Source organism: Pseudomonas sp. SWRI92 (genome assembly GCF_014268685.1).
In the GTDB taxonomy this organism is placed as follows: domain Bacteria; phylum Pseudomonadota; class Gammaproteobacteria; order Pseudomonadales; family Pseudomonadaceae; genus Aquipseudomonas; species Aquipseudomonas marvdashtae.
On record NZ_JABWQY010000003.1, the window covers coordinates 295694 to 321504 of the forward strand.

33 protein-coding genes are annotated in these 25811 nt (G+C 59.3%); 27 read left to right on the forward strand and 6 right to left on the reverse strand.

Annotation, left to right across the window (positions count from 1 at the left end; all coding sequences use genetic code 11):
- Positions 1 to 182: 182 nt before the first annotated feature.
- On the reverse strand, positions 183 to 350 hold the full coding sequence (locus HU762_RS07895) for a hypothetical protein (RefSeq protein ID WP_186611217.1): 168 nt from the start codon (positions 348 to 350) through the stop codon (positions 183 to 185).
- A 568-nt stretch (positions 351 to 918) separates the two neighbouring features.
- Here HU762_RS07895 and HU762_RS07900 point away from each other — a divergent pair.
- The 18 genes from HU762_RS07900 to HU762_RS07985 all read left to right on the forward strand — a co-directional run bounded on the left by HU762_RS07900 (position 919) and on the right by HU762_RS07985 (position 14731).
- Positions 919 to 1653 (forward strand): XRE family transcriptional regulator, encoded by a 735-nt coding sequence (locus tag HU762_RS07900; RefSeq protein WP_186635495.1) that lies wholly within the window; start codon positions 919 to 921, stop codon positions 1651 to 1653.
- Between the two features lie 453 nt (positions 1654 to 2106).
- Positions 2107 to 2622 carry a hypothetical protein gene (locus tag HU762_RS07905; RefSeq protein ID WP_186635067.1) on the forward strand — a complete coding sequence of 172 codons (516 nt, stop codon included), beginning with the start codon at positions 2107 to 2109 and terminating at the stop codon, positions 2620 to 2622.
- A gap of 130 nt (positions 2623 to 2752) precedes the next feature.
- A complete protein-coding gene (locus HU762_RS07910; RefSeq protein WP_186611220.1) occupies positions 2753 to 3103 on the forward strand; it encodes a phage holin family protein in 351 nt (116 codons plus the stop codon).
- Between the two features lie 36 nt (positions 3104 to 3139).
- Complete coding sequence (locus HU762_RS07915) at positions 3140 to 3652, forward strand: hypothetical protein (protein WP_186635070.1); 513 nt, start codon at positions 3140 to 3142, stop codon at positions 3650 to 3652.
- A gap of 3 nt (positions 3653 to 3655) precedes the next feature.
- Positions 3656 to 4267 (forward strand): phage baseplate assembly protein V, encoded by a 612-nt coding sequence (locus HU762_RS07920; RefSeq protein ID WP_186635073.1) that lies wholly within the window; start codon positions 3656 to 3658, stop codon positions 4265 to 4267.
- A gap of 10 nt (positions 4268 to 4277) precedes the next feature.
- On the forward strand, positions 4278 to 4610 hold the full coding sequence (locus HU762_RS07925; RefSeq protein WP_186635076.1) for a phage baseplate protein: 333 nt from the start codon (positions 4278 to 4280) through the stop codon (positions 4608 to 4610).
- Entirely contained in the window at positions 4607 to 5602 is a 996-nt protein-coding gene (locus tag HU762_RS07930) for a baseplate J/gp47 family protein (RefSeq protein WP_186635079.1), read from the forward strand. The genes HU762_RS07925 and HU762_RS07930 overlap by 4 nt, the downstream gene beginning before the upstream one ends.
- Positions 5599 to 6234 (forward strand): phage tail protein I, encoded by a 636-nt coding sequence (locus tag HU762_RS07935; RefSeq protein ID WP_186635082.1) that lies wholly within the window; start codon positions 5599 to 5601, stop codon positions 6232 to 6234. Before HU762_RS07930 ends, HU762_RS07935 begins: the two co-directional genes overlap by 4 nt.
- Positions 6235 to 7782, forward strand: coding sequence for a phage tail protein (locus HU762_RS07940; protein ID WP_186635085.1), 1548 nt, complete (start codon positions 6235 to 6237; stop codon positions 7780 to 7782).
- Between the two features lie 81 nt (positions 7783 to 7863).
- Positions 7864 to 8301: a phage tail protein gene (locus HU762_RS07945; protein WP_186635088.1), complete on the forward strand. Its 438-nt coding sequence runs from the start codon at positions 7864 to 7866 to the stop codon at positions 8299 to 8301.
- Between the two features lie 99 nt (positions 8302 to 8400).
- Positions 8401 to 8610 carry a hypothetical protein gene (locus tag HU762_RS07950; protein WP_186635090.1) on the forward strand — a complete coding sequence of 70 codons (210 nt, stop codon included), beginning with the start codon at positions 8401 to 8403 and terminating at the stop codon, positions 8608 to 8610.
- Between the two features lie 2 nt (positions 8611 to 8612).
- The gene (locus tag HU762_RS07955; protein ID WP_186635093.1) at positions 8613 to 9779 is read left to right on the forward strand and encodes a phage tail protein; all 1167 of its coding nucleotides are present in this window, start codon (positions 8613 to 8615) and stop codon (positions 9777 to 9779) included.
- Complete coding sequence (locus HU762_RS07960) at positions 9779 to 10285, forward strand: phage major tail tube protein (protein WP_186635096.1); 507 nt, start codon at positions 9779 to 9781, stop codon at positions 10283 to 10285. Before HU762_RS07955 ends, HU762_RS07960 begins: the two co-directional genes overlap by 1 nt.
- A gap of 79 nt (positions 10286 to 10364) precedes the next feature.
- Positions 10365 to 10940 carry a phage tail assembly protein gene (locus tag HU762_RS07965; protein ID WP_186635099.1) on the forward strand — a complete coding sequence of 192 codons (576 nt, stop codon included), beginning with the start codon at positions 10365 to 10367 and terminating at the stop codon, positions 10938 to 10940.
- Between the two features lie 212 nt (positions 10941 to 11152).
- Positions 11153 to 13117, forward strand: a complete 1965-nt coding sequence (locus tag HU762_RS07970; protein WP_346656846.1) for a phage tail tape measure protein — start codon at positions 11153 to 11155, stop codon at positions 13115 to 13117.
- On the forward strand, positions 13117 to 13500 hold the full coding sequence (locus tag HU762_RS07975) for a phage tail protein (RefSeq protein WP_186635104.1): 384 nt from the start codon (positions 13117 to 13119) through the stop codon (positions 13498 to 13500). Before HU762_RS07970 ends, HU762_RS07975 begins: the two co-directional genes overlap by 1 nt.
- The gene (locus tag HU762_RS07980) at positions 13493 to 13705 is read left to right on the forward strand and encodes a tail protein X (RefSeq protein ID WP_186635107.1); all 213 of its coding nucleotides are present in this window, start codon (positions 13493 to 13495) and stop codon (positions 13703 to 13705) included. The genes HU762_RS07975 and HU762_RS07980 overlap by 8 nt, the downstream gene beginning before the upstream one ends.
- A 9-nt stretch (positions 13706 to 13714) precedes the next feature.
- Positions 13715 to 14731, forward strand: a complete 1017-nt coding sequence (locus HU762_RS07985; RefSeq protein ID WP_186635110.1) for a contractile injection system protein, VgrG/Pvc8 family — start codon at positions 13715 to 13717, stop codon at positions 14729 to 14731.
- A gap of 82 nt (positions 14732 to 14813) precedes the next feature.
- On the opposite strand, the gene HU762_RS07990 is transcribed toward HU762_RS07985, so the two are convergent.
- Positions 14814 to 15623: a lipopolysaccharide biosynthesis protein gene (locus HU762_RS07990; protein WP_238340367.1), complete on the reverse strand. Its 810-nt coding sequence runs from the start codon at positions 15621 to 15623 to the stop codon at positions 14814 to 14816.
- Positions 15624 to 15686: 63 nt separating this feature from the next.
- Between HU762_RS07990 and HU762_RS07995 the strand changes: the two genes are divergently transcribed.
- From HU762_RS07995 to recX, 5 genes are all read left to right on the forward strand, one after another.
- Entirely contained in the window at positions 15687 to 16232 is a 546-nt protein-coding gene (locus tag HU762_RS07995) for a glycoside hydrolase family 19 protein (RefSeq protein WP_186635113.1), read from the forward strand.
- Complete coding sequence (locus HU762_RS08000) at positions 16229 to 16744, forward strand: lysis system i-spanin subunit Rz (RefSeq protein WP_186635117.1); 516 nt, start codon at positions 16229 to 16231, stop codon at positions 16742 to 16744. Before HU762_RS07995 ends, HU762_RS08000 begins: the two co-directional genes overlap by 4 nt.
- 71 nt (positions 16745 to 16815) lie before the next feature.
- Positions 16816 to 17316, forward strand: a complete 501-nt coding sequence (locus tag HU762_RS08005; protein ID WP_186635119.1) for a CinA family protein — start codon at positions 16816 to 16818, stop codon at positions 17314 to 17316.
- Positions 17317 to 17399: 83 nt separating this feature from the next.
- The gene (recA, locus tag HU762_RS08010; RefSeq protein WP_186635122.1) at positions 17400 to 18452 is read left to right on the forward strand and encodes a recombinase RecA; all 1053 of its coding nucleotides are present in this window, start codon (positions 17400 to 17402) and stop codon (positions 18450 to 18452) included.
- Positions 18453 to 18460: 8 nt separating this feature from the next.
- Positions 18461 to 18928, forward strand: a complete 468-nt coding sequence (gene recX / locus HU762_RS08015; protein ID WP_186611241.1) for a recombination regulator RecX — start codon at positions 18461 to 18463, stop codon at positions 18926 to 18928.
- A gap of 46 nt (positions 18929 to 18974) precedes the next feature.
- Here recX and HU762_RS08020 read toward each other — a convergent pair whose 3' ends face one another.
- Together HU762_RS08020 and HU762_RS08025 are read right to left on the reverse strand one after the other, a co-directional pair.
- Positions 18975 to 20093 (reverse strand): TIGR00730 family Rossman fold protein, encoded by a 1119-nt coding sequence (locus HU762_RS08020; RefSeq protein WP_186635125.1) that lies wholly within the window; start codon positions 20091 to 20093, stop codon positions 18975 to 18977.
- A 462-nt stretch (positions 20094 to 20555) separates the two neighbouring features.
- Positions 20556 to 20978: a quorum-sensing-regulated virulence factor family protein gene (locus HU762_RS08025; RefSeq protein ID WP_186611243.1), complete on the reverse strand. Its 423-nt coding sequence runs from the start codon at positions 20976 to 20978 to the stop codon at positions 20556 to 20558.
- Between the two features lie 183 nt (positions 20979 to 21161).
- Here HU762_RS08025 and HU762_RS08030 point away from each other — a divergent pair, with 183 nt between their 5' ends.
- The 3 genes from HU762_RS08030 (at position 21162) to HU762_RS08040 (ending at position 23208) form a co-directional block, all read left to right on the forward strand.
- Entirely contained in the window at positions 21162 to 21905 is a 744-nt protein-coding gene (locus HU762_RS08030) for a tRNA-uridine aminocarboxypropyltransferase (RefSeq protein ID WP_186635128.1), read from the forward strand.
- 216 nt (positions 21906 to 22121) lie between these two features.
- Positions 22122 to 22775 carry a response regulator transcription factor ErdR gene (gene erdR, locus HU762_RS08035; protein WP_186635131.1) on the forward strand — a complete coding sequence of 218 codons (654 nt, stop codon included), beginning with the start codon at positions 22122 to 22124 and terminating at the stop codon, positions 22773 to 22775.
- A 70-nt stretch (positions 22776 to 22845) separates the two neighbouring features.
- Complete coding sequence (locus HU762_RS08040) at positions 22846 to 23208, forward strand: diacylglycerol kinase (protein WP_186635134.1); 363 nt, start codon at positions 22846 to 22848, stop codon at positions 23206 to 23208.
- A gap of 3 nt (positions 23209 to 23211) precedes the next feature.
- Here the strand turns inward: HU762_RS08040 and HU762_RS08045 are convergent, their stop codons facing one another.
- Positions 23212 to 24138 (reverse strand): LysR family transcriptional regulator, encoded by a 927-nt coding sequence (locus tag HU762_RS08045; RefSeq protein ID WP_053214485.1) that lies wholly within the window; start codon positions 24136 to 24138, stop codon positions 23212 to 23214.
- Positions 24139 to 24260: 122 nt separating this feature from the next.
- Between HU762_RS08045 and fpr the strand changes: the two genes are divergently transcribed.
- Entirely contained in the window at positions 24261 to 25040 is a 780-nt protein-coding gene (fpr, locus tag HU762_RS08050) for a ferredoxin-NADP reductase (protein WP_003184787.1), read from the forward strand.
- A gap of 64 nt (positions 25041 to 25104) precedes the next feature.
- Here the strand turns inward: fpr and tsaA are convergent, their stop codons facing one another.
- Positions 25105 to 25803 (reverse strand): tRNA (N6-threonylcarbamoyladenosine(37)-N6)-methyltransferase TrmO, encoded by a 699-nt coding sequence (gene tsaA / locus HU762_RS08055; protein WP_186635137.1) that lies wholly within the window; start codon positions 25801 to 25803, stop codon positions 25105 to 25107.
- Positions 25804 to 25811 lie beyond the last annotated feature (8 nt).

Here is a 25811-nt window from a genome sequence, read left to right on the forward strand (position 1 = left end):
GATGGGCGCAAGGTTAACATGGGGGGTGGGGGGCGACCCAGGGATGAGTGCTTCGATAAGGTTAGTGAAACTGGGCTTTTGTCCTCCAAATTTGCCCTACATGTGGCGAAAAAATATCTGTGAAGCACGAACCAGGCAAAAAAAAGCCCGACGCATGATCGGGCTTCGCTTCAGTCTTGAAATCAGGCTCGTTTCGCCTCGGCCTGCATCATGACCAGGTTTTGCTGCTTGGTAGCTTCCGTCAAAACCTCGCTATAAACACGCTTCTTTTGATCCGATTTCGCGTTACGAATAAAATCGGCGAAGGTGCTTTTGGTTCCTTTGGACAAGCCAAGCTTGATCGAAATCATAGATGCTCTCCTGACGGTGCTTCGAGCAAGGCCTCTAGGTCCGCCCGCGTGTGTTGCTCAGGGATATGGTAGTCAATCTTATCGACACCATAGTCTTGGATCCTTAAGTTGGAGCCGCTACCAATCCGCTACTAAACGAGATGGGTGGCAGCTGTACGCAGGTTAGTAGACCGGGGATCCAAGGAACCGGCGCGCCCGAGGGCGCCCTGCGCACAGCTACCATTGAGCACAGGTAAGAAACACCAGGCTGAATGGAGCAGTGAGCACCTTGGAATACCGAGCTACTAAACCCGATCACTGATGGGCAGTGATGGAGTCAAGGTACCGGTGGGGTCCAAGGCGCACAAGCCGGCGGATTCTGGCGTAGTTGTAGGCAGAGGCGCAAGAAAACGTAGCCTTGCGTCACACATTTGAAGGACGGGGGCGGCGCCTTTTCCTAAGGACTTGTAGGGCGATTCCGTGGAGAGGGAGCAAGCTCCCTCGCCACAGTGAATGCAACTGGCTGGAATTGCATATTTATGCGAATCAGCATTTGTCTTCCGCAAAAAGAACAAGCATTATGCGCGTTATGCAAAAACGCAACGTTTCTATCGTATTAAGAGCATTGCTCGATCAGCACGGGATCTCCCCCACGGAGCTTCACCGGCGTACCGGCGTGCCTCAGTCCACCCTCTCGCGGATTCTCAGCGGCAAGATTGTCGATCCTTCGGATAAACATATCTCGAAGATCGCCGAATATTTCGCTGTGAGCACCGACCAGTTGCGCGGGCGCGCCGACATTGCGTCGGCCGGCGGCAGCCGTCGCGAAGAGCCGCATTCCGAACTCAAGGACATAAGCCTGTGGGACGATGACACGCCCGTCGAGGAAGACGAGGTGTCCGTTCCTTTTCTGCGTGAGGTTGAATTGGCTGCTGGATCAGGAAGATTCGTCATCGAGGAAAGCGAGCGCTCCAGCCTGCGCTTCGGCAAGCGCAGCCTGCGCCATAACGGCGTGCAGTTCGACCAGGCCAAGTGCGTGACCGTGCGCGGCAACAGTATGTTGCCGGTGCTGCGCGACGGTGCGACGGTCGGGGTGAATGCGGGCAAGTGTGGGATCGGCGACATCGTCGACGGTGATCTCTACGCCATCAATCACAACGGCCAGTTGCGGGTAAAGCAGCTTTACCGCCTGCCCACCGGCATTCGCCTGCGCAGCTTCAACCGTGATGAACATCCGGACGAGGACTACACGTTCCAGGAGATGCAAGACGAACAAATCGTCATCCTCGGTCACGTCTTCTGGTGGGGCATGTACGCCCGTTAACCCCTGCGCTGTCAGATAAAACCCGCCACCGTGCGGGTTTTTTTTCGCCTCCTGATAACCCGCGACCCGGTATCTGCAAGGGTCTCATGCATTAGCGCATTCAACATGCATAAATAAATGCATTTACGCATTGACTGTATATGCATCCATGCATATTCTGTGTCCAAGCCGCTCGACAAAGCGGCTGGCAACGAAGCTCTTTAGTTCCACCAACAGGCAGCGATGAACCGGCCTTTAACGGTTCAGAGGGTTGGCAACTGACCCGGGTGTGCAGCGTAAAGCACCAGAAGCAGTTATCCGGCGGGCAGGGGCCGCGGTCGGAGGAACAATTTGAATGGATCCGTACCGCGCCAGTCGCGCCGAAAGATCAAGCGCATTACTGAAAAGCCTGGGCAACCGGGCTTTTTGGAATGCCTCTGCCGCAAGGCACTTCGAATAAGTAAGGAGATTTCTATGCGCTCATTTGAAAGGCTCAGGAGGTGTTCAGATAAAACCAGTATCGAGCTCGCCAAACTCAACTCATTTAAAGGAAGAAAACAGATGAAAAAAATAGCCAGCGTATTGATTGCAACAATCCTGGCCACCCAGGCGATCCAAGCCATTGCCGAAACCTCACCTGTCGGTTCCTGGCAATTCGCTTACTACCACGTTCCGGGCGGTGGTTTTTATGCCAACCAAACGATCTGTTTCAAAGCAGACAATACCTGGTACTCAAGTTCGCAGGCCGGCTGGAAGGGTGCATGGTTCCAGAATGGGGACGATCTCCAATGGAATGGGAGTGTGCCAATGCCGGGTGCAGGGAGCGCCAACAATCTCGCGACCATTGCCATGGGTAAGTTAGCTGTCGCTGGTTCGATGTCGGGTAACTACGCGGAATGGGCCGCACCCAGCGCGCTACCGCTGTCTTGGGACAGGCACTACACCTACACCATGACTTACAAAGGCGCGACTTGCGCTGCGCCAAAGTGACGTCAGCTTTCAATGACCTGACAAACGTTTGAACGCCGTCTCTAGCAACTTAATGGGTTGCATCGACCCACATCTCATTCAACTTCAAACAACTTACCCGCCCAATCTTAATCACTCCAGGAAACGAGACATGACAAACGAGCAACAAGCGTTGCTGGACATGCCGATCTGGCTGGTCATCGTGCTCGCCCTGGTGGGCGGGGTGTCCGGCGAGATGTGGCGTGCCGACAAGGAGGGCGCCCGTGGCTGGCCGTTGCTGCGCCGCGTGGTTCTGCGCTCCGGCGCCTGCGTGGTCTGCGGCGTATCGGCAACCATGCTTTTGTACGCCCTCGGGATGTCGATCTGGAGCGCGTGCGCCCTGGGTTGCCTGACCGCCATGGCCGGTGCCGATGTGGCCATCGGTCTTTACGAGCGCTGGGTCGCCAAGCGAATCGGCATCGGCGAAGTCCCCCCGCGGGACGTTCCTCCCGACCACTCGTGAACCCACATCGCTGATCCATAAAAAAGGAGGCGATCTATGGCCGCCCTTATCGAAAAACCATCGCAGCTATTCTTCGCCATTGCCCAGACGCTGCGCATCACCTATCCCACCTTGAAAGTCGGCAGCCCCCAGGAGTTCGATGGCACTGACGACCAACCCTGGGTGCTGATTGCGATTGAGCGCGATGCACCCGGCCACCGTTCCAACAACGGGCGTATCGCCCATGTTCTGACGGTGTCACTGCAAGTGGTCATGGCCGTTCCGGGATGGGACGCCTGCGACTTGGCCGCTGAACTGAAGCACTTGGTCATGGATAACCGTTGGGGCCTGTCAGGCGATCAATGCGACCTGCCCGCAGAGGGCGACTGCCTGCCATCCACCTTCATCAATCCGGCACGGGCCTACACCGCCTGGACCCTTTCATTCACCCAGACCCTGTATCTAGGCCCGATGTTGCTGGAGGACCCGCTGGGCATCCCGAAATTTGCCTGCACCTGGGAAGTGTCGAACATCGACGACCCGGACCAATACACCGCACTCGAGGGTTGAGCCATGTTCGATGCGTTTCTACGGATGCAATTGGGGCCGATCATCGAGCGCCTCGCGCAGATGGAAGCCGAGCTCGAGGACTTGCATCGGCGCGCCGACGGCGTTTGTCGCATCGGTGTCTGCCAGGAAGTCGATGCGGCTAGCAACACCTGCAAGGTCAGCCACGGCGGGCTGCTGACCCCGGCGATCCGCTTTTTCAACCCGAGCGCCGGCGCCCAGAGCGAGTCGCGGATTCCTTCCGTGGGCGAGCAATGCCTGCTGTTGAACCATGGCGGCGGCGATGGCGGCGGGCAGTCTGTGGCGCTGTTCGGCCTTAACGGCGGCCAGTTCCCGCCCGTCTCGACCGAGGCTTCGCTGACGCGTCGCCTCTACCAGGACGGTACGGAAAACGGCTACGACCATGCCAGCCATGTCCTGCATTGGATGAACGGCCCGGCGACGTTCAGCGGTTCCCGTGAATCGCTCCAGTTGAGCGTTGGCCCATCGAGTCTGGTGATGACGCCGCAAACCATCGAACTAAAACTGGGCGCCGTCGGCGTTCGGCTCGACGCCGCTGGTGTGCACCTGAGCGGCCCGGTGGTGGATCACCAGGGGCGCGTCATCAGTACCGCATAAAGGATTTCCCATGATTGGAATCGATCGCAATACCGGCGCGACGGTCGACGACTGGCTGCAATTTGTGCAGCGCGCCACCCGCGCACTTACCACGCCGTTGGGCACTCGCCAGAAGCGGCCTTTGTATGGCTGCGCGTTGACCGAGTTGCTCGGGCAGAACCTCGGCGATGACTTGCTGATTCTTGCCCAGAGCCACGCCGCCCAAGCGTTCTACAACCCGCACAACGGCATCGACGATTTTGAGCCGCAGGTCATCGTCGCCAGCCGGCACGGTGCCGGATTGCTGCTGCGTTTCGCCGGCACCTGGAAAAACCGCAAACAGACTTTCGAGGTGGTGACATGAGCATGTTGATACCCGGCCAGAACCAACTGGCCGAACCAGCCATCGTTACCGTAGAAGCGTTCGAGGACTTGCTCGCAGAGTTCAAGACCTTCGTGGTCGAGTACGTCGCCGCACGCTCTCCTGCAAGCGCCGCCAAACTGGTGGACAGTCTCGAGAACGAAAGCGAACTGCTGACCCTGGCCCTCGAGGCGTTCTGCGTCCGGCTGCAAACCCACGAACGCAAATACAACGCCCGCATCAAGCAGATGCTGGCGTGGTGGGCGACGGGAACCAACCTCGACGCGCGCCTCGCGGACATGGGGCTGGAACGCCAATTGCTCGACCCCGGCGACCCAGCGGCATTTCCGCCCATCCCTCCGATGTACGAAAGCGATGATGATGCGCGGTTGCGCTACTACCTGGCGCCGCACGCCCCGGCGGCCGGTTCGCGCATGCAGTATCGGCGGGAGATTTTTACCTTGGGTGAACGGCCAGTGGTGAACGTCGAAAACGCTTCGGCGGGTGAGGTGACGGTCACCTACACCTTCGCACCGGATGGTCATGCGGCGCAGATCAAGGACGGCAACGGTCGCCGTACGGCGCCCGGCGAAGTCACGGTCACGGTGCTCTCCCGAGAGGGCAATGGCACGCCATCCGAGGCGCTGCTCGACGGCGTCCGCGAGCACTTCGCCCGGCCTGATGTGCGACCGGAAACGGATCGGGTCATCGTGCAGGCCGCGCAGATCAAGAACTACAAAATCCGCGTCGTGGCGAAGATCAATCCCGGCCCTGACTCCGGTCTCACCCAGGCTGCCGCACAGCGGCAATTGCAGGAATACGCCGAGGCGTGCCATCGCTTGGAAGGCCGGGTGGACCCGAGCTGGATCGACTACACGCTGCACAGCGCCGGCGCGGTTCAGTTGCAGATTCTCGAACCGCTTGCGCCGATTGTGACGACGGCTTTCCAGGCGCCGTACTGCACGGGCGTCGAGGTCGAGGTGGATACGTTATGAATGACGATCAACCTCGCTTGAGCCTGTTGCCGGTGAACAGTTCGCCGCTGGAAAGAGCGCTGGACCTGGGCTTCGCCCGGTTGCTCGAGCGCATTGATCCGCCGTTTCCCGAGTTGATGAATCCGCTGGGAACGCCTTTGGGGTTCCTGCCGTATTTGGCGGCGGATCGTGGGGTCAAGGAATGGAGTACCGACGCGGCCGAGGCGGAGAAGCGCCTGACCGTCGAGCTCGCCTGGCCCACCGCGCGACAAGCCGGCACGCGAAAGGCGCTGGAAAACGCCGCCAAGGGTTTGCGACTGACGCCCGAAGTGCGCGCCTGGTATGAGCAAACGCCACCTGGCCCGCCCTACAGTTTTTCGGTCCGGGCGTTTACCGAGCAACCCTACAGCGAAGAAATCGACGCCCGTCTCGACCGGCGCCTGGCCGATGCGAAAAGCGAGCGCGACACCCTGACGGTTTCGGTGGGCTTGAGTGCCTTCGGCCGTCACGTCATCGGCGCCGCGACGCTGTGCGGCGAGCTGACCACGGTTTATCCGATTGTCATCGAAGGGCTGCAAGCCTCGGGCCGGGCCTTCCTGGCTGCCGGGCTCTACAGCGTCGAAACCTCCACTATTTATCCACAGGGGTCCTAAATGGCCGACTACTACACCCTGCTCACCGATGCGGGGATTGCCTACGAAACCGCCTGCAAGGCAGCGGGCCTACCGATCAAGCTATCGCAGATTTCCGTCGGTGACGGCGGCGGCGCCGTCTACAACCCGGCGGCAACCGCCACGGCACTCAAACGCGAAGTCTGGCGCGGGCCGCTCAACGCATTGTTCCAAGATGAAAAGAACCCGAGCTGGCTGCTAGCCGAGGTCACCATCCCGTCCGATGTGGGCGGCTGGTATGTGCGCGAGGCCGGGATCTGGACCGATACCGGCATTCTCTATGCGATTGTCAAATATCCGGAGTCGTTCAAACCGGTGCTGGCGACATCTGGCTCGGGCAAAGAGTTCTACATTCGGTCTATTTTCGAGACCAGCAATGCTGAGCTGGTGACGCTGTTAATTGACGATACGGTGGTCAAGGCAACCCGGGCTTGGGTGACCGGTTACGTGGCTGACGAACTCGCCAAGCTCGACAGGAAGCAGTCGGTGCGAGTGGCGACGACGGCCAACATTGTCTTGAGTGGCGCGCAGGCCATCGATGGTGTTGCGGTGGTTGCCGGAAATCGGGTTCTGGTCAAGTCACAGACTTTGGCGAAAGACAACGGTATCTACGTTGCCGCCAACGGCGCTTGGGTTCGGGCAAAGGATGCCGATGCGAGTGTCGAAGTGACTTCGGGGCTGATTGTCTCGGTGGAGGAGGGGACGACGGTTGCCAACACGATCTGGCAGTTGATTACTGATGGGGCGATTGTACTGGGCACTACGGCGTTGGCGTTTCAGAACATCACGCAGGGGTTCGCGCCGCTCAACTCTCCAGCTCTACAAGGAACACCTACAGCTCAAACAGCGGCTCAGTTTGATAACACGAACAAGCTTGCTACGAATCTGTTCGTGCAACGGGCTTTGGGTAATCTTAGTGCCGCTATAGCTATTACCGATACGACCAGTCTGACGGCTGCGCATTGTGGCTTCCTACTGGTAGGGTCCGTTGGACTTCTTGGCAAAACTGTTACGTTGCCACCCATCAGTGGCCTGCCTACCGGCGCGACGATCCATTTTTCTGCCGGTGTGGCTGATACCACTATTGCGGCGGCAGGGTCCGACATCATAGGTCCGAACGTAGGTGCGACGGGTTCAACCATCACATCGTTTTCAATTGACGCGCTTGATTCAATCACTCTTGTGAACGTCGGGTCGGGTTGGCGGATGGTTGGCGGTTCTCACCTTAACAAACACAGCAGCCAGTTTGGCGCTAGTCTTGTTGCCAATGGCTATCAAAGACTTCCGAGCGGTCTGATCATCCAGTGGGGCACTGCCGGGAATACAAACGGACTCGGAACATGGACTTACCCGATAGCTTTCCCAAACGCAGTTTTTCGTGTGTTTGCCAGTAACGACGCCACGGCCTCTGGTGCCAGCATGTACGCATGTGGTGCCCATCCCTCTGGAACTCCTAAAGTATCAGCCACCATCGCGAGTCAGCTGGCGACTGGGGGGGACGCCATCTTCCTGTTTGCTATCGGTTACTGACATTCAGAATAAGGAACTCCTACCAAAATAGAATTACTTCATCAGTCCCGGATACTGGGACTGTGAATTTGAGGTGAGAAAATGACTCTTTTTTCAAGCAAGACAACGGGTGGTTTCTATGATGATTCCATTCACTCTGCTGCGCAGATCCCCGAAGATGTGGTTGAAATAACCCAAGAGCGACATGCGGAGCTTCTTGAGGGACAGTCCATAGGAAGGCGGATTTCAAGCGGCGAAGACGGTTATCCAATACTTATCGATCCACCTGAGCAGTCGCCTGAGTCTTTCGCGGCGATGGAACGTATATGGCGTGACAGCCAACTTGTCATGACCGATGGCATGGTCGCCCGGCATCGGGACGAGTTGGAGGGGGGCTCAGAGACCACTCTTTCTGTCGAACAATACTTGGAGCTCCAAGGTTATCGGCGAGCGCTACGCAGTTGGCCGGCGGGGAAGGACTTCCCGCTGCTCGATCACCGTCCGATAGCGCCGTCCTGGCTGCTCAAACATCCCCAATAAACGCCCCGCACCGACGGGGCGTTTTCTTTCCCGCAATACATCACAAACCTGACAAAAGCCCCGAACACACGGGGCTTTTTCGTATCCGGAGAAACCCATATGGCACTACGCCAAACCTACACCGTGCTCCTCCCATTCCCCACCGGAGGCGGTCACTGGTCGACCACCGGCCAGGAACTGGACCTGCTCGACGTCGAGGCCAACGCCTTGCGCAGCGCCGGTCGCCTGGCGCTGAAGAAAAACGAAGCCGGCGAACCGGCTTCTGCATCCACCCCGGCCAAAAAGGCCACCACCAAAAAGGCTGAATAACCATGGCTGAGGTTTTGAACTTCGAGCACAACGGCATCACCGTCAACGCTACTGAATCCCCTGAGGCCATGGGTGGCCTGGGCGATAACGTCATCGGGTTGGTCGGCACCGCGCCGAACGCCAACGCGCTGATTCCGAAAAACACCCCATTCCGCATCAACAGCTTCACCACCCACGCCCAGTTGGACCCGACCGGTGCCGAGGCGGGGACGTTGTTCCACGCGGTGTACCAGATTCTCAAAGTGGTCAAGGTGCCGGTCTACGTGGTCATCGTCGAGGAGGGCGCGACGCTGGCCGATACGCAGAACAATGTGATCGGCGGCATCGAGGCGCAAACCGGGCGCAAGCTGGGCTTGGCTGCCCTGAGTGGGGTCGCCGAAGACCTGACCATCATCGGCGCGCCGGGCTTCACCGGCACCAAGGCGGTGGCGAGCGAGTTCGCTTCGTTTGGCAAGCGCATCAAGGCCCGTGTGGTGCTCGACGGCAAGGACGTCTCGGTCGCCGATCAAGTGACTTACAGCCAGGAGCTGGGCGGCGCCGACCTCGGTTTTGACCGTTGCCTGGTGGTGCACAACATGCCGGCGGTGTATTCCAAGGCGGCGAAGAAAAACGTCTTCCTGGCGCCGTCGAGCCTGGCCATCGCTGCCCTCGCCAAGGTCAAGCAGTGGGAGAGCCCGGGCAACCAGGTGACCTACGCCGAAGACGTTTCCCGCACCGTCGAATACAACATCCTCGACACCTCAACCGAGGGCGATCTGCTCAACCGCTACGGCGTCAGCTATTACGCCCGAACCATCCTCGGCGGCTTCTCGCTGCTGGGTAACCGCTCCATCACCGGCAAGTTCATCAGCTACGTCGGCCTTGAAGATGCCATCAGCCGCAAGCTGGTGAAGGCCGGCCAGAAAGCCATGGCCAAGAACCTGACCAAGTCGTTCATGGACCAGGAGGTCAAGCGCATCAACGACTGGCTGCAAACCCTGGTCGCCGACGAAACCATTCCTGGCGGCAGCGTGTACCTGCACCCGGAATTGAACAGCGTCGAGAAGTACAAGAACGGCACCTGGTACGTGGTCATCGACTACGGCCGCTACGCGCCAAACGAACACATGATTTATCAACTCAATGCCCGCGATGAAATCATCGAGCAGTTCCTGGAGGACGTTCTCTAATGTTTACCAACCGCGTAAGACAGGCCATCGCGGCCACCCTGCAAGGCCTGCCATTGTCGGCGACCGTGGAAGAATTCACGCCGCCGAAAATTGAATTCGAAATGGAAGAGATGCGCGGCGGGCGCTTCATTGGCGAGGAAATGGCCAAGAGCGGCAAGGCGCTGACCGCCAAGCTGGTGCTGCAAGGCGTCGGCCCGGAAATCATGCTGGCCCTGGGCGTGAGCGTCGGCGATGACATCCTGCTGAATGTGCGCGAAGCCGGGCAGGATCAGGACGGCAACACGTGGTTTACCTACCACACGGTGGGCGGCAAGTTGAAGTCCCTGGACGAAGCTGCGTTGAAGATGAACGACAAACCCACCACCACCCTCGAGCTGGCCTGCCGCACCTATAACCGTCTGGAAAACGGCATCCCGGTGATCGACATCGATGTGCGCACACAGAAGTTCGTGCTCAACGGCGTCGACATTCTTGGCGATGCCCGCCGTGCGGTATTGCTGCCTTAAGCCAGAAACCTGGCGGCTGACCCGATCTGTGGACGCGTGTTCGTCCACGGGTCGCTCGCCATTCAGCAAGGATTAGATCATGTCCTGGACACCTCCTGTTCACGTCCTGTTGTCGCCGATCACGGGTGACGATGGGACGCAAATCGAACAACTGCAACTCAAGCCGCTGTACTACGCGGCGCAAAAAGACGCCCTGGCCCGTGCCGGCGATGACGAAGACGATCAGTTCTTCGAACTGGCCAAGCTGGCGACCGGCCTGTCCCTCAAGGAGCTGGATCAACTCAAGCGCCCGGACTACGTGAGCATCGCGCAATACGTACACGAAATGTCCACGCGCCCGACCTCCCACTTCTTGGAACAGGTGGATGGCGCCCCCGCCGATCCCGACCAGGTGCAACTGCTGCAACCCCTCGACGTCGCGGGCCGCAGCCTGACCTCGTTGACCCTGGAAATGCCCGTGCTGCGGGCCACCAAGGCGATGAAAAAACTGAAGACGGCCAAGGAACGCGCCGAGTTCATCACGGCCCATTGCACTGGCCTGATGCTTCCCGACCTGGCCTCGCTGACCGTGCCCGACTGGACGCAACTTCAGGTACGCATCGACGATTTTTTAAACAAACCGGCGGACTTCTTTCGGAGCGCGACATCGAATTGATCCTCGATGTGGTGCCGCTCATTTACTCGGTGAGTGAAGCGGAAATCCTGGAGTGGGACGCCGGCAAGGCCTTGCGCCGATACGACATCGCGATCACTCGCCTTGGCGTGAAACAGGAGTAGCGCCCAATGGCGGACGATAGATATTCCCTCAGATACGCAGCCTTCGATAAGAGTGGGTTAGCGGCTCCAAATGCCAGCCCCACGAGCAATTTGATTATTTCCGCCGGCGATCGGCTGCCAGGATTCAACCTGGCGCTGGAAAACCTCGGGCTCAAGCTCGGCCTTCTGACCACGGCGGTCGAGTCGCTGACCTTGAAACTCTCGGTGCAGCGCGCCTTCTTCCAGACGATGGGCGCTGGCGCCAAAGGTGAATCGGCCAATGATCCTAAAGGTAAGGCGGGGCGCGGTATCGAACCGCCGGCGCTGTTGAAACCCGCGATTGAAATGGATTCGGCCATGGCCGACCTCAAACAGGCCGGCCAATTCACGCCTCGCCAGATTGCCGAGATGGCTGAGCCAACCCAGCGTATTGCCAGCGCGCCATTGGTGGCGGCCGGCGGAACCACGGCGGTTGAGCTGGTGAGGATGCAAAGCCTGGCCGCCAGGAATGGAATTGGCAGTGAACTGCCCAATGCCTCGGACCGGCAATTGGCACTGTTGCGGTTTGCCAGTGATGCGGGCGTGACCGCCTCGACGTTCAGAATGTCGGCCATGGACGCCGCCGAGATGCTGCTTGGCTGGCGTAATTCCATGAAGCTCAGCGCAGGGAAAGCGTTCGATCTGGCGGACGCGACCAACCACCTAGGCAAGATTAGCGGTGGTGCAAAAGCGAGTGATATCGGCACCGTGTTGCAACGTGACGGTGCGGCGGCGACTTCGGTAGGCCTGCAGCCAGAGCAAGCCGCGGCGTTGACAGCGGCGATTCTCAATACCGGTACGCAACAAGCTGAAGCTGGCGCGGCGCTTGATAGTTTTACGACTGCGCTGGGCAAGGGCAATCAAGTCTCCGCGACCGAACAAGCGGCCTGGAAGCGACTGGGGCTGGATTCCAAAGAGGTGGCGAGCGGCCTGCGCGACAAGGATGCCGCGCCGGGGACGGTGATGTCCGTGCTTGCAGCGTTGAACGCGCAGCCGGCCGACAAACGCGCGAACCTTGCTTCTTCGCTGTTTGGCACCGGGAATGAGGCGGTGCTGCGCATGGCGCAGAAACTGGACGATGTGAATGCAGCCTTCTGGCAGGTGAAAGCTCCAGGCCAATACGCCACTTCACAACTGGGCAATGACGGCTCGGTGAAGCAGGACGCGCTGGCGCTATCGAATACCCTGCAAGGCCGGTTGAACGTCTTTAACGCCAGCAACGAACGGCTGTCGTTGGCCGCTGGCAATGCCGTGGCGCCTGTCATGGACAGCTCGTTGCAATGGCTCGGTTCGCTTAACGACGGCATGAGCGAGTTGGCCGAAACTTCACCCAAAGCCACCGCTGCCATTGTACTGGTCGGTGCGGCGCTCAAACCGCTGGTAGGCGCGCTGCTTAAAGCCATCACCGATGAGCTGAGCAATCGAGCGGCCAAGCGGATATTGGAGCCCGCGAGCGCTGCGAAAGCCGAGGTTGGCGGGAGCGTCGGTCGTTCCCTGCGAGGCATGAATACTTCAGCGCGCTCGTTGCGCTTCATGCCCGGAGCGCCTGTTCTCGGCGCCGTCCCCCTGTTGGTCGAAGGCGCAGTTAACGGCGACGTCCAGATGATTGGCGCAGGCCTGGGAGCTGCAGGCGGCGGCTGGGCCGGAGCTTCGGCAGGTGCAACTGCGGGCGCCACGATCGGCACCTTTTTCGGTCCGGGTATCGGCACCGCCATAGGTGGAGCCCTCGGCGCGATTGTCGGCGGTCTGGCGGGAAGCTGGATCGGCGGTGAGTCGGGTTCCTGGCTGGGCGAGAAGCTCGCCTCGCCCGTCGACAAACTCCCCCCGGCTGATCAAACCACGAGAGGGCTGCCCCAAGCCCAGGCCGCCACCCAGCAAAACGCCCTGACCGCGAACATCTACATCAATGGCCAAGACCAGGCCAGCGCCGCTCAATTGGCGAACCTGGTGGTGCAACAAATCACCAGCCAATTCCGACTCATGCCTAATTCACTTGCCATGCGCAGTGATGCGGCCCTGACTGACGGAGTGACCTGATGCGTCAGCAAATGGCGTTGGGCAGTTTCATTTTCGGGCTGTCTCGCAATTTCGCCTACCACTCCCTGGTTCGTACCTCGGACGGTGGCTGGAAAAGCATCGACATCCTCACCAGCAAACCCAAGTCCAGCCAGGTCGGCCAAGGCCTGCAAGGGCTGACGATTACCGGCAAGTCCATGTACGCGACCGCCATGGATCGACTCGATGAGCTGCGTGCATTGCAAGCGCTGCGCATCCCTTTGCCACTGGTGGACGGCATCGGCCGCAACTGGGGCTTGTGGCAAATCAACAAGGTCTCGGAAACCCAGACCGAGATCATCGACGACGGCACCGCGATGGTGGTTGGCTGGGTGATTGAATTGACGGAGTTCGCCAATGCGTAGGGCTCGAAGCATCGCCGGCGACTCGGTGAATCTGTTGTTGTATCGCGAGCTCGGACGTTGTGATGACGCCGCCGAAGAAGCGCTCTGGCGGCTGAATCCGGGGCTGGCGGAATGGGGCCCGATATTGCCTGCGGGCGTGTGGGTCGTCCTGCCGGAAGTGGAGCTCAAACCGGTTGCAACCCCATCGGTTTCGGCCTGGGATTAAGGAGGCGACATGTCATTGGGTTTTACACCTGCGGTAGAAATTTATGGCGCGAACGCCGCGCTGCTCAACCAGCGATTGCTCAGTTGGACGCACATCGATGCGGCGGGTATCGAGTCCGATCAACTGACGCTCACGCTCAGCCTGGAAGGGCTCGAGGGACTGCCCAGCCTTGAGGGAAAAATCGGCTTGCGGGTCGGTTACCAAGAGTCCGGGCTCTTGGATAAAGGTGAGTTCGTCGTGACCCGGCGCACACCGACATTGTTTCCCCTGCGCCTGACATTGGTGGCGACGGCGGCGCCGTTCAGCGCGTCGGATCAGACCGGTTTCAAGCAGCGCCGATCTGTCAGTCACGGCCCGACGACTCTGGGGACGTTGTTTCGTCAATTGACCTCGAGGCACGGATTTTCCCCTCGCGTCGCCCCCGAGTTGTCGCTGATCAAGATCGAGCACATCGACCAGTCCAACGAAACCGACATGGGATTCCTGACTCGGCTGGCCCATCGTTACGACGCGGTCGCCAAGCCGATCAACGAGTTGTATGTGCTGGCACGTCGCGGCCAGGCGAAATCGTTATCGGGCAAAATCCTTCCGGACACAAAGCTGTCGGTGACGACGAACAATCGTCCAGGTGACCAAGCCTTTATCTCTGCGGTTCTTGATGAAGCGGCCCGGGCGAAATACCAGGGCTGCAAGACGACCTGGTGGGATGCGGTGGCGGGCACGGCGCGTGTCGAAGAAAGCGGTATCGCGCCATTCAAGACGCTGCGTCAGCGCTTCCAAAGCGCAGACGATGCCCGCGCCGCCGCTGAAGGGGAGGTACGCCGGATGATGCGCGAAGCGCTCAAGGTCACCATTGAATGCCCTGGCAATCCGGCGTTATCCGCAGAAGGCATCGTGCTGCTTGACCCAACCTGGCCGGATTTCATGCGCGGCCGCTGGTCGATCGACAAGGTCACCGCCAGCGGCGACCGGGAAAAAAGCTACCGCTGCAAGATCGAGGCGACTTGTCTGGATGCGAGGGGCTGACATTTGTTACCAGTGCACGTCGATCCAGCTAAAACGAACTGCTCGCGGTGTCTGGAGTAATCAAGTGCCGGCTTGGCGGCGTTCACCTATTAAGCATCCGTCGCGCGTCATCAAGGCTGATCTTCTCAATAATATGTCCCGGAACCTTGGAATCCGCGGACAAGTTATAGACCTGAAAGTCGTCGCTGACGATGTGCTCGGACATCAGTTTCAAGGAAGGCAGAATCCGGGTGCCGTAATGCTGGTCCAGTCCGCAAGGCGAGCGTTTGCTTTCCGATGTTTCATAGAATCGGCCAGCCGCCTGATTCAAGTCGAAGCCGACTAGGAAAACCTTGTTGAAACCCAGATGGTAGGCAGTTTGTAGGGCGAGATACATGACCGTTCGAGCATCGAAGCAGCCAAGGGACATGTCTTTGCTGAAGCCAATGTCCTTGCTTCGCTTGCTCAAGAGAAAACTGTCCCTGACAAGCGATTCCTGCGGGTTGAATAACGTTGTAAACATCGAGGCCCTGGGGGCCTTTTTCAAGCCGAAGGCGTTCCCGTTGGGCTTGGTTTGGACGATGTCGAACTGTTCCTCCCACAACGCAACGTTTTCACTGATTTGCATTGCGGTTGCGAAGAGTTCCGGCTGTTGAAGCGGGAAGTTGGTATCCGAGCATATGTAGAAAAAGGGCTTGGTGCCGGCTTGGCTGAACATGGATATAGCGCCGTTCATGGTAATCATCGGCACGGTTGAAAACTCTTCTATCGCGAAGCCTCTCGCCGAGTTGCCTGAGGCGATGATAAAAACCGGGCCACTTTTTATGTTCTTGCATTCACTGAAACTGGTCTGTTTAAAAGATGCAGCTGTTTCTGCGATGAGCGCTTTGCCCAGATTTTTCGCCCTGCTCATGTACGTCCCATTTTGTTATTCAAATGATCGACGATGCCCTTCAACCTCGTTAAGGAAATCGCCATGCCCATCACGCAAGCCCAACTGCTGCGTATTCTTCCAAACGCCGGCGCCAGTGCCGGCGTTTTTGCACCTGTCCTGAACATCGCCATGGGCCGTTACCAGATTATCGGCCTCAAGCGTGTCGCCGCGTTTATCGCCCAGGTCGGCCATGAGTCCGGCCAGCTACGTTATCTACGGGAGCTGGGCAACGATGTTTATTTATCAAAGTATGACACCGGTCGGCTGGCTTCGTGCCTGGGTAATACGCCTGAAGCGGACGGTGACGGTCAAAGGTACCGGGGGCGTGGGCTGATCCAGATTACCGGTCGGGCGAACTACCAGGCTTGCGGTGAGGCGCTGGGCCTTGATCTGGTCGCGGAACCGGCGCTGCTGGAGCAACCCCAGTGGGCCGCGCTTTCGGCTGCGTGGTTCTGGGCCTCACGGGGGCTTAATCCTCTCGCGGACGCCGGCGATTTCGACGCGATCACCCGGCGAATCAACGGCGGCCAGAACGGCGCCGCGGACCGCCAGGTTTTATATGGGCGAGCGCTGCGGGTGCTGGAATGAACCCGGCCCTGCTGAGGTTTCTGCCTCTCACCGCCGTGGTTTTTTTGCTGCTGACGACCAGCGTGACCTGGAAAATCCAGGATTGGCGTTACGGCAAGACGTTGGCCGAGCTGGCCAATTCCCACGCTGAAACCCTGAGAAAGATGAGCGTTGCAGCGGCCGCCTCGCAGCAAAGAGAAACAGAAAGACGCCTCGCCCTCGAACAGCAACTTTCCGCCAGCGAGCAAATCCACTACCGAGCCTTGAGCGATGCCCAACGTGACCAGGATCGCTTGCGCGATCGCCTTGCTACTGCCGATGTCCGGCTGTCAGTCCTCCTCGACGCCGACGATGTTGCCGCCGGCTGTGCAGTGCCTGCCGCCCCCGGCGCCAGCGGCATGGATCATGGTGCCCCACGCGCCCGACTTGACCCGGCGCATGCTCAACGAATTATCGCCATCACCGACGCGGGTGACCGTGGACTGATTGCGCTGCAGGCTTGCCAGGCTTACGTCAGGGCGCTGGGCCGGTGATCTGCCGAGCCTTGCATGCTTCGGATGGTCGTGTACGGTAGGCCCCAATCGCTTCGAATCAGGAGAGCTTCATGGACGACATTACCGAACTGGCCGCTGAATTGGGCAGGCGCCTGCAGCTGCTCAATGCCCATGTCACCACCGCCGAGTCCTGCACCGGTGGTGGGATTGCCGAGGCGATCACTCGGATCCCGGGGAGTTCGGCCTGGTTCGAGGCAGGGTTTGTCACCTATTCCAATCGTCAGAAAACCCAGCAATTGGGCGTGCCCGACGGGCTGTTCGAGAAGGTCGGCGCGGTCAGCCGCGAGGTGGTGGAAGCCATGGCGCGGGGTGCCCAGCAGAAAAGCCTGGCGCGTTTTTCCGTGGCGGTCAGCGGCGTGGCCGGGCCAGACGGGGGCTCGCCGAGCAAGCCGGTGGGCACCGTATGGCTCGCCTGGGGCGTTGGCGAGGCGCTGTTCAGCGAGCAGCGATTCTTTCCAGGCAACCGCGACGAGGTCCGCCGACAAACGGTGAAGGCCGCCCTAGACGGGCTGTTACAACATGCCGCCGCAGAAATCTCAAATCAGGGGTAGGCGATCCTCAATCGCTGTGGAATAATACTGGCTACTTATACAGGTGTTGGCCGTCAGGCCTTATTGATTACGTGAGGACTTTAATGGACGACAACAAGAAGAAAGCCTTGGCTGCGGCCTTGGGTCAGATCGAACGTCAATTCGGCAAGGGTGCCGTAATGCGTATGGGCGATCAGGACCGCCAGGCTATTCCTTCCATCTCCACCGGCTCCCTGGGCCTGGACATCGCGCTTGGCATCGGCGGCTTGCCAAAAGGTCGTATCGTTGAAATCTACGGTCCTGAATCCTCCGGTAAAACCACGCTGACCCTGTCCGTGATCGCCCAGGCTCAAAAAGCCGGCGCGACCTGCGCCTTCGTCGACGCCGAACACGCCCTGGACCCGGAATACGCCGGCAAGCTGGGCGTCAACGTCGACGACCTGCTGGTTTCCCAGCCGGACACCGGTGAGCAAGCCCTGGAAATCACCGACATGCTGGTGCGCTCCAACGCAGTTGACGTGATCATCGTCGACTCCGTGGCGGCACTGGTACCGAAAGCTGAAATCGAAGGTGAAATGGGCGACATGCACGTGGGCCTCCAGGCTCGCCTGATGTCCCAGGCCCTGCGCAAGATCACCGGTAACATCAAGAACGCCAACTGCCTGGTGATCTTCATCAACCAGATCCGCATGAAGATCGGCGTGATGTTCGGTAGCCCTGAAACGACCACCGGCGGTAACGCACTGAAGTTCTACGCCTCGGTTCGCCTGGACATCCGCCGTACTGGCGCGGTGAAAGAAGGTGATGAGGTTGTCGGCAGCGAAACCCGCGTCAAAGTGGTGAAGAACAAGGTGGCATCGCCGTTCCGTCAGGCTGAATTCCAGATCCTCTACGGCAAGGGCATCTACCTCAACGGCGAGATGATCGACTTGGGTGTGCTGCATGGCTTCGTCGAGAAATCCGGCGCCTGGTATGCCTACAACGGCACCAAGATCGGCCAGGGCAAGGCCAACTCGGCCAAGTTCCTGGCGGATAATCCGGAAGTTGCCGCTGCCCTTGAGAAGCAGTTGCGTGACAAGCTGTTGAGCCCGGTTGCCGACGTCAAGTCCGTGGCTAATCGGGAAACTGCAGAGAATCTGGCTGACGCTGACATCTGATCGATCCGATGACCGCCGTACTCGATACCCTCGTCGCGGTGCGGCGAACCGCAATGGACCTGCTCGCCAGACGTGAGCACGGTCGAGTTGAGCTGACGCGTAAATTACGTCAGCGCGGCGCCCCCGACGAGTTGATCGACACGGCCCTCGACCGTTTGACGGAAGAGGGTCTGCTGTCGGAATCGCGTTACCTCGAAAGCTTTGTCTCTTACCGCGCCCGGTCCGGTTACGGTCCGATGCGGATTCGCGAGGAACTTGGCCAACGCGGCTTACAACGTCCGGATATCGAACTCGCCTTGCGCGAAAGCGGTATCGACTGGCAAGAACAACTGACGGACACCTGGCGGCGCAAGTTTTCAGGGCATCTGCCCATTGATGCACGGGAGCGAGCCAAGCAAGGGCGTTTCCTGGCGTATCGAGGATACTCCATGGAAATGATCAATCGCTTGTTCAGCGGTCGCAGCCTGGATGACTAAACAAACGGCCCGCTATCTCGATAGCGGGCCGTTTTTTTTATGGGGTTTAGGAAACCTTGATCGGATCCCAGGTAAGGGGGTGGACCTCGGTGGCGGGCTGGGCCCAGTTTTCTGACAGGTTGATATAATCCACCAGCTCTCTTAACCGGCCGTGATCACGGGCGTTGAAGGTAAATGCCAGTCGGGTCAGATGGCTGAACGGGGCTTCCTCCGGCTCCTCGCCGCTGTAGGCGTGCTGGTGGAAACAGTCGTTCAGGCACAGATCGGCAAAATCAGCCTGCATCCGCTGCAACGCTTGTTCGTTGAGCGGGTGGTGCATACGGATCACGAACTGATGCTTGAGCCAACGGCTGGAGTGGAAGTTGCGGTAGAACTGGTTGATTTCCTCCACGGCGTCCTCGGCATTGTGCACCAGGCGCATCAGCTTCATGTCGGTCGGCAGGATGTAGCGGTTTTCCTCGAGCTGTTCGCGGATGAAATCCAAGGCGCCTTGCCAGAACTTTCCCCCGGGAGCGTCCAGCAGCACCACCGGTACCAACGGGCTTTTACCCGTCTGCACCAGCGTCAACACTTCCAGGGCCTCGTCAAGGGTGCCAAACCCGCCTGGGCAGAGCACCAGGGCATCGGCTTCCTTGACGAAAAACAGCTTGCGAGTAAAGAAGAAGTGGAACGGCAGCAGGTTCTGCGTACCCTCCACGGTGGGGTTCGCGTGCTGTTCGAAAGGCAGGGTAATGTTGAATCCCAGGCTGTGTTCACGCCCCGCACCTTCATGGGCTGCAGCCATGATGCCGCCGCCCGCGCCGGTGATGACCATCATGTCTGACCGAGCGAGCGCCGCGCCCAGCTCCCGTGCCAAGCCATACAGCGGATGTTCGATGGGAGTCCGGGCCGAGCCGAAGACCGTGACTTTGCGCCGACCCTTGAATTGTTCGAGCGTGCGAAACGCATGTTCCAACTCGCGCAACGCCTGGAGCGTGATCTTGGCGTTCCAGCGATTGTGATCTTCCTGGGCCATGCGCAGCACGGTCAGGATCATGTCTCGATAAATGGGCAGGTTAGGGCTGTTGGGTGATACCAGGTTGAGTTGCTCTTCGACCTTGCGGGTGAGGTCGTGGCCATGGTTTTCAAAATGACGACTGAGCAGGTCATTCGGTTTGTACGGCATTCAGTGTCTCCTTCTGAACAGAACCCCCGGCCCGAACGAGAGATTCGCCAGGGCCACGACACGTCCTGTGTCGTTGTCAGTCCGGGCCTGTGCCCGGGCATCAAACTGGCTAGGCGCGATGTGCAGCAAGGCGAGCAAGCCATCCAGCAGATTCTGTTTTCTTCCCTTGGATGAAAAAAAAACACACGTCGGCATCGGTGAGGGCAGCCTCGTTCTGCCCGTCATAAGGCGATACTTTGAATCTAGTCCCTTGTGTCGATCTTCGCTTTCTCGATCATGACGTTCGAAAGTAAAGGTTTGCAACTGACGAATGCTCAACCGCTGGTCAGGTCACCGACCGGATGAGTCTTGAAGAGGAGTATTGCTACCGATTGGAGGGCAAGGAATGGCGCTCGCGCTTTGCAGGCGCTGGTGGCGGAGTTGCGCGCCGACGATGAACAACGGCGCGCTCGCTCGGGTTGATTATTTCTTGGTCTTGGCCGGTTTCGGGCAGTCCGATTCCTGGAAGCGTTCGGTTGCGACCGGGCGGTTGGTTTTCACCTCGGTGAACTCGTAGCGCATGGTTGCGCCCTTGGCCATCAGCTTGCGGAAACCTGGATTGGTACACACGGTGGAGCCCAGCTGGAAATACACGGCCTTGGGGTCTGCGCGCATTTTCTGGGCATGGCTGCTTTGCACGCTGAGGTGATTGACCAACTCGGTGCCTTCGACGGTATACCCTTGGTCGAGAATGTCTTCGTTGATGGCTCGCGGCGTGCCGACGCTGCTTTGCGTGGCTACGTTTTGCAGCATCTTGTTCAGTTCGAGTTCTTTCAGCGACGCGGCCTGAGCGCTGATGGACGTCGCCAGCAAAACGGCAACGGTAGGGACGATAAGGCGCAGCATGAAACTCTCCTGGTTCAGTAACTGGTGGTTCGACCGGTCACGTGACTGTGCGTTCAGTGGCGGCGATTATAGGGGAGCCTGGGTAGACGGTACAGGTTTGCGCGCTCTGGTAGACTGCCGGTCTTCATTGCCCTGCCGAGTGTTGTTCGTGTCGAGTTTTCCTGTCTGTGGGCGTTGCCCGCGATGAACCATGCCCCTAACGCCGTAGCCCGCTTGCGCGACCAGCGCATCGATGAAGGCATCAAGCCGATTCAGGCCCGGGGCTGGCGCGCGCCTCGTTGCAGCGCATGCCGAGTGATCGTAAGCCATTGCTTGTGCGCCTGGCGCCCGAGCGTCGAGACCCGCTCCGGGGTCTGCCTGATCATGACCAACAAGGAAGTCTTCAAACCGAGCAACACCGGTTGGCTGATTGCCGATGTGGTGCATGACAATCATGCGTTCATCTGGTCGCGCACCGACGTCGATGAGCAACTGTTGGCGCTGCTGGGCGATCCGCAATGGCAACCGTACCTGGTGTTTCCTGGCGAATACGTCGAACCGTCGCGAGTCACCCATACGGTTGATCTCGATCACTCCAAGCGTCCTCTTTTCATTCTTCTGGACGCCACCTGGACGGAAGCGCGGAAGATGTTCCGCAAGAGTCCTTATTTTGACCGTTTGCCTATCTTGAGCCTGTTGCCCGACAAGCTGTCGCGCTATCGCTTGCGGCGCTCCACCCGTAGCGAGCACCTGTGCACTGCCGAAGTTGCTGCGCTGTGCCTGGAGTTGGCGGGAGACAGTGACGCGGCGTCGGCCCTGGACGCCTATTTCGATGTGTTCAGCCAGCATTACCTCGGTGCCAAGTGCCAGCAAGAGGTGAACGTATCGACCCCGGCCCATGCCGAGTTGCAGCCCTTTGTCCGTGCGGCTCACGAGGTGTTGGCCTAATAGTGGCCCATACTCGATACAGCAGTGGCCGTGCTGCTTGACCACCCCGGCTTCGCTGGGCATGCTTGGCGCCGACCAGGGTGCGGCCAAAAGTTTGAAACGCTGTGATTGGCGTTGAACGTGCCCCTGTGGATACCGCTGCGTGGTGGTGTCTTGAGTTGTTTGGCGAGGCACGAATGCATCGGGCCTGCCACTAAAAACAGGATCATTTGAAAAATGGCCACATACGAAATCCTGATTGCCGATGATCACCCGCTTTTTCGCAGCGCGTTGCATCAGGCAGTGACCCTGGGCCTTGGCTCGGATGTCCGGTTGACGGAGGTGGCCAGCATCGCGGAACTGGAAACTCGATTGGCTGAGAAGGCCGACTGGGACCTGGTGCTGCTGGATCTGAACATGCCCGGCGCGTATGGCTTCTCTGGCCTGGTGTTATTGCGCGGACAGTATCCGCAGATCCCCGTGGTAATGGTGTCGGCTCAGGAAGAGGCTTCGGTGATGGTCAAGGCCCGCGAGTTCGGTGCCAGCGGGTTCATTCCCAAATCCAGTTCGCTGGAAATGATTCAGGCGGCCGTAAAGGCCGTCCTCGATGGCGATGTGTCCTGGCCGCCGCAGGCGTTCGAAGCGGTGAGCGTGTCGGCGGAAGCCAAGGCTGCCAGCGAAGGGTTGGCCAGTCTGACGCCGCAGCAGTTCCGAGTGCTGACCATGGTCTGCGAAGGCCTGTTGAACAAGCAGATTGCTTATGAATTGAACGTGTCGGAGGCGACCATCAAGGCTCATGTCACCGCCATCTTTCGCAAACTCAACGTGCGTACCCGAACCCAGGCGGCGTTGTTGTTGCAACAACTTGAGTCAATTTCGCCGCAGTCGTAGCGTGGAATTCACGCTTTTTTGACTGGGTTTACACTAGCTTCTCCACTCCTTTCGATCAGTTGCCTACTCTATGTCATCTTTTAAAGGCCAAACCGGCCTGAAACGCATCCTCAATGCCTCCGGCTATTCCCTGGACGGGCTGCGTGCCGCTTTCGTCGGCGAAGCCGCATTCCGCCAACTGGTCCTGCTCAACGTCATCCTGATTCCGCTGTCGTTCTTCCTGAATGTCAGCCGTGTCGAACAAGCGTTGTTGATCGCGGTCTGCCTGCTGGCCCTGATCGTCGAGCTACTCAATTCAGCAGTGGAGGCGGCGATCGACCGTATTTCCCTCGAGCTGCACCCGCTGTCGAAGAACGCCAAGGACATGGGCAGTGCCGCACAGTTTGTCGCCCTGACGATGATTGCGTTGGTGTGGGGCCTGGTACTGCTTTGAGTCTCAGGCGATGGCCGGCAGGACGATTTCGTCGCTGCGCTGGACCCCTGCGGTAAATGCCCGGCACAACTCGAGAAATTCACGCATGGCCGAGGTCTGGTATTTTTGCTTGTGCCAGATGAAGTAGAACTGCCGCGCCAAATCCATGTCCGGCGTTTCCACGGCCACCAGGCTGCCGCGGCGAAAGGCATCACGCAAAGCCAAGCGTGAGATACAGCCGATCCCCAGGCCGGATTCCACGGCGCGTTTTATCGCTTCGGTGTGCTCCAGCTCCAGTCGAATGTTCAACGCGCTGCGGTGGTGGCGCATGGCCTGATCGAAAGTCAGCCGGGTGCCGGAACCCTGTTCACGCAGGATCCAGGCCTCATGGGTCAATTCCTCCATGGTCGCCTGCCCGCGCTTGGCCAGTGGATGCTGGGGCGCGCAGAACACCACCAACTCATCCTCGACCCAGCTCTGCACCTCGATGTCCGGGTGGCTGCAGTCGCCTTCGATTAGACCCAGATCAATTTCGTAGTGGGCAACCTGGTGCACGATGTTGGCAGTGTTTTGTACGTGCAGCTTCACCTGGCTTTCCGGATGGCGCTGCATGAAACCGCCGATCAGCAGGGTCGCCAGGTAATTGCCAATCGTCAGCGTGGCGCCGACCGCCAGTGAGCCGAAGCCGGACTTGCCGTTGAGCAGGTCTTCGATCTCCTTGGCCTGGTCCAGCAACGCCACGGCCTGTGGCAACAGCTGTTTACCCAAGGCGTTGAGGCTCAGGCGCTTGCCGGCGCGGTCGAAGAGTTGGCAGCTGGATTGGCGCTCCAATTCAGTGATGGAGGTGCTGGCAGCCGACTGCGAAAGATTGAGCAGACCCGCGGCACGGGACACGCTCTCTTGCTGGGCGACGGCGACGAAGACTTGAAGTTGACGTAGAGTAAATCGCATATCTATATAACCGATAACCCTTATCTTAATAATCCATTTAACAGATATTGTCGCCGCCATTAGAATGCGATGCAATTGCGCAGATTATCGGCGCAGGCATCATTTCCAGGAGTCCCCCGTACATGAGCAACATGAACCACGAGCGTGTCCTCAGTGTTCATCACTGGAACGACACTCTGTTCAGCTTCAAGTGCACCCGCGATCCGGGCCTGCGCTTCGAGAACGGTCAGTTCGTGATGATCGGCCTGCAGCAGCCCAACGGCCGCCCGCTTATGCGCGCTTATTCGATTGCCAGCCCGAACTGGGAAGAGCATCTCGAATTCTTCAGCATCAAGGTTCCCGACGGCCCGCTGACTTCCCAGTTGCAGCACCTGAAGGAAGGCGACGAGATCATCATCAGCAAGAAGCCTACCGGCACGCTGGTGCTGGACGACCTCAAGCCAGGCAAGCATTTGTATCTGCTCAGCACCGGTACCGGTCTGGCGCCCTTCATGAGCGTCATCCAGGATCCGGAAACCTACGAGCGTTTCGAAAAAGTGATCCTGTGCCACGGCGTGCGTTACGTCAATGAAGTCGCCTATCGCGAGTTCATCACCGAGCACCTGCCGCAGAACGAATTCTTCGGCGAAGCGCTGCGTGACAAGCTGATCTACTACCCAACCGTGACGCGCGAGCCGTTCGAGAATGAAGGCCGCCTGACCGACCTGATGCGCAGCGGCAAGCTGTTCCGCGACATCGGCCTGCCACCGATCAACCCCCAAGACGACCGTGCGATGCTGTGCGGCAGCCCGAGCATGCTCGACGAGACCAGCGAAGTGCTCAACAGCTTCGGCCTGACCGTTTCGCCGCGTATGCGTGAGCCGGGGGATTACTTGATCGAACGAGCGTTTGTGGAAAAGTAAGTCGCAGTCCATAAAAAGCCCGCGCCGCCTGAATAAGGTCGCGCGGGCTTTTTCGTTTCCAGGCTTATTTGCCCGCCGGAACCACTTCCAGCACGCGAATCACGCCGGGCTCCGGGTAATGCCAGCGTACGTCCAGGTCCCAGAACTGCGCGCCATATTCCCGTTCGGCTGTAGGAATCTGGTACGCCGGGCGGGGGTCCTGCGCCAGGCATTGCTCAACCAACTCCACCAACGGCTCGTCGAGGCGCAAGGCGTGATCGCGGGCTTGAAGCAAGGCTGAGTCCGCCCATTGCACTGGGATCAGGCCAGGCGCAGCGCTGGCGATGTCGTTGGAGGCTGAGCCGATGATGTCGGCATAGGGCACGTAGGGCTTGATGTCCAGCACGGGCGTACCGTCCAGCAAGTCAATGCCCGAGATCCACAGCCGGTCGGCTTCTATCCGATCCAACTTCACCACCGACTGGCCGATTCCATTGGGACGATGGGTGGCGCGGGTGGCGAACACGCCCATGGATTTGTTGCCGCCCAGGCGCGGCGGCCGCACTTTCAAGCGTGGCTTGTCCTCCAGGGCCTGGTGGAACAGAAACAGCAGCCAGACATGACTGACCTGCTCCAGGCCCTGCACCGCGTCGCCCTGATCGAACGGCGCCACCAGCTCCAGCACGCCGCGCGCGGCAGGGGCCAGTTGTGGTTGGCGCGGGATGGCGAACTTCTCCTTGAAACAGGAGCGGACGAAGCCGATGGGGGAGACGTTGTAGGTCATGGGTTGGG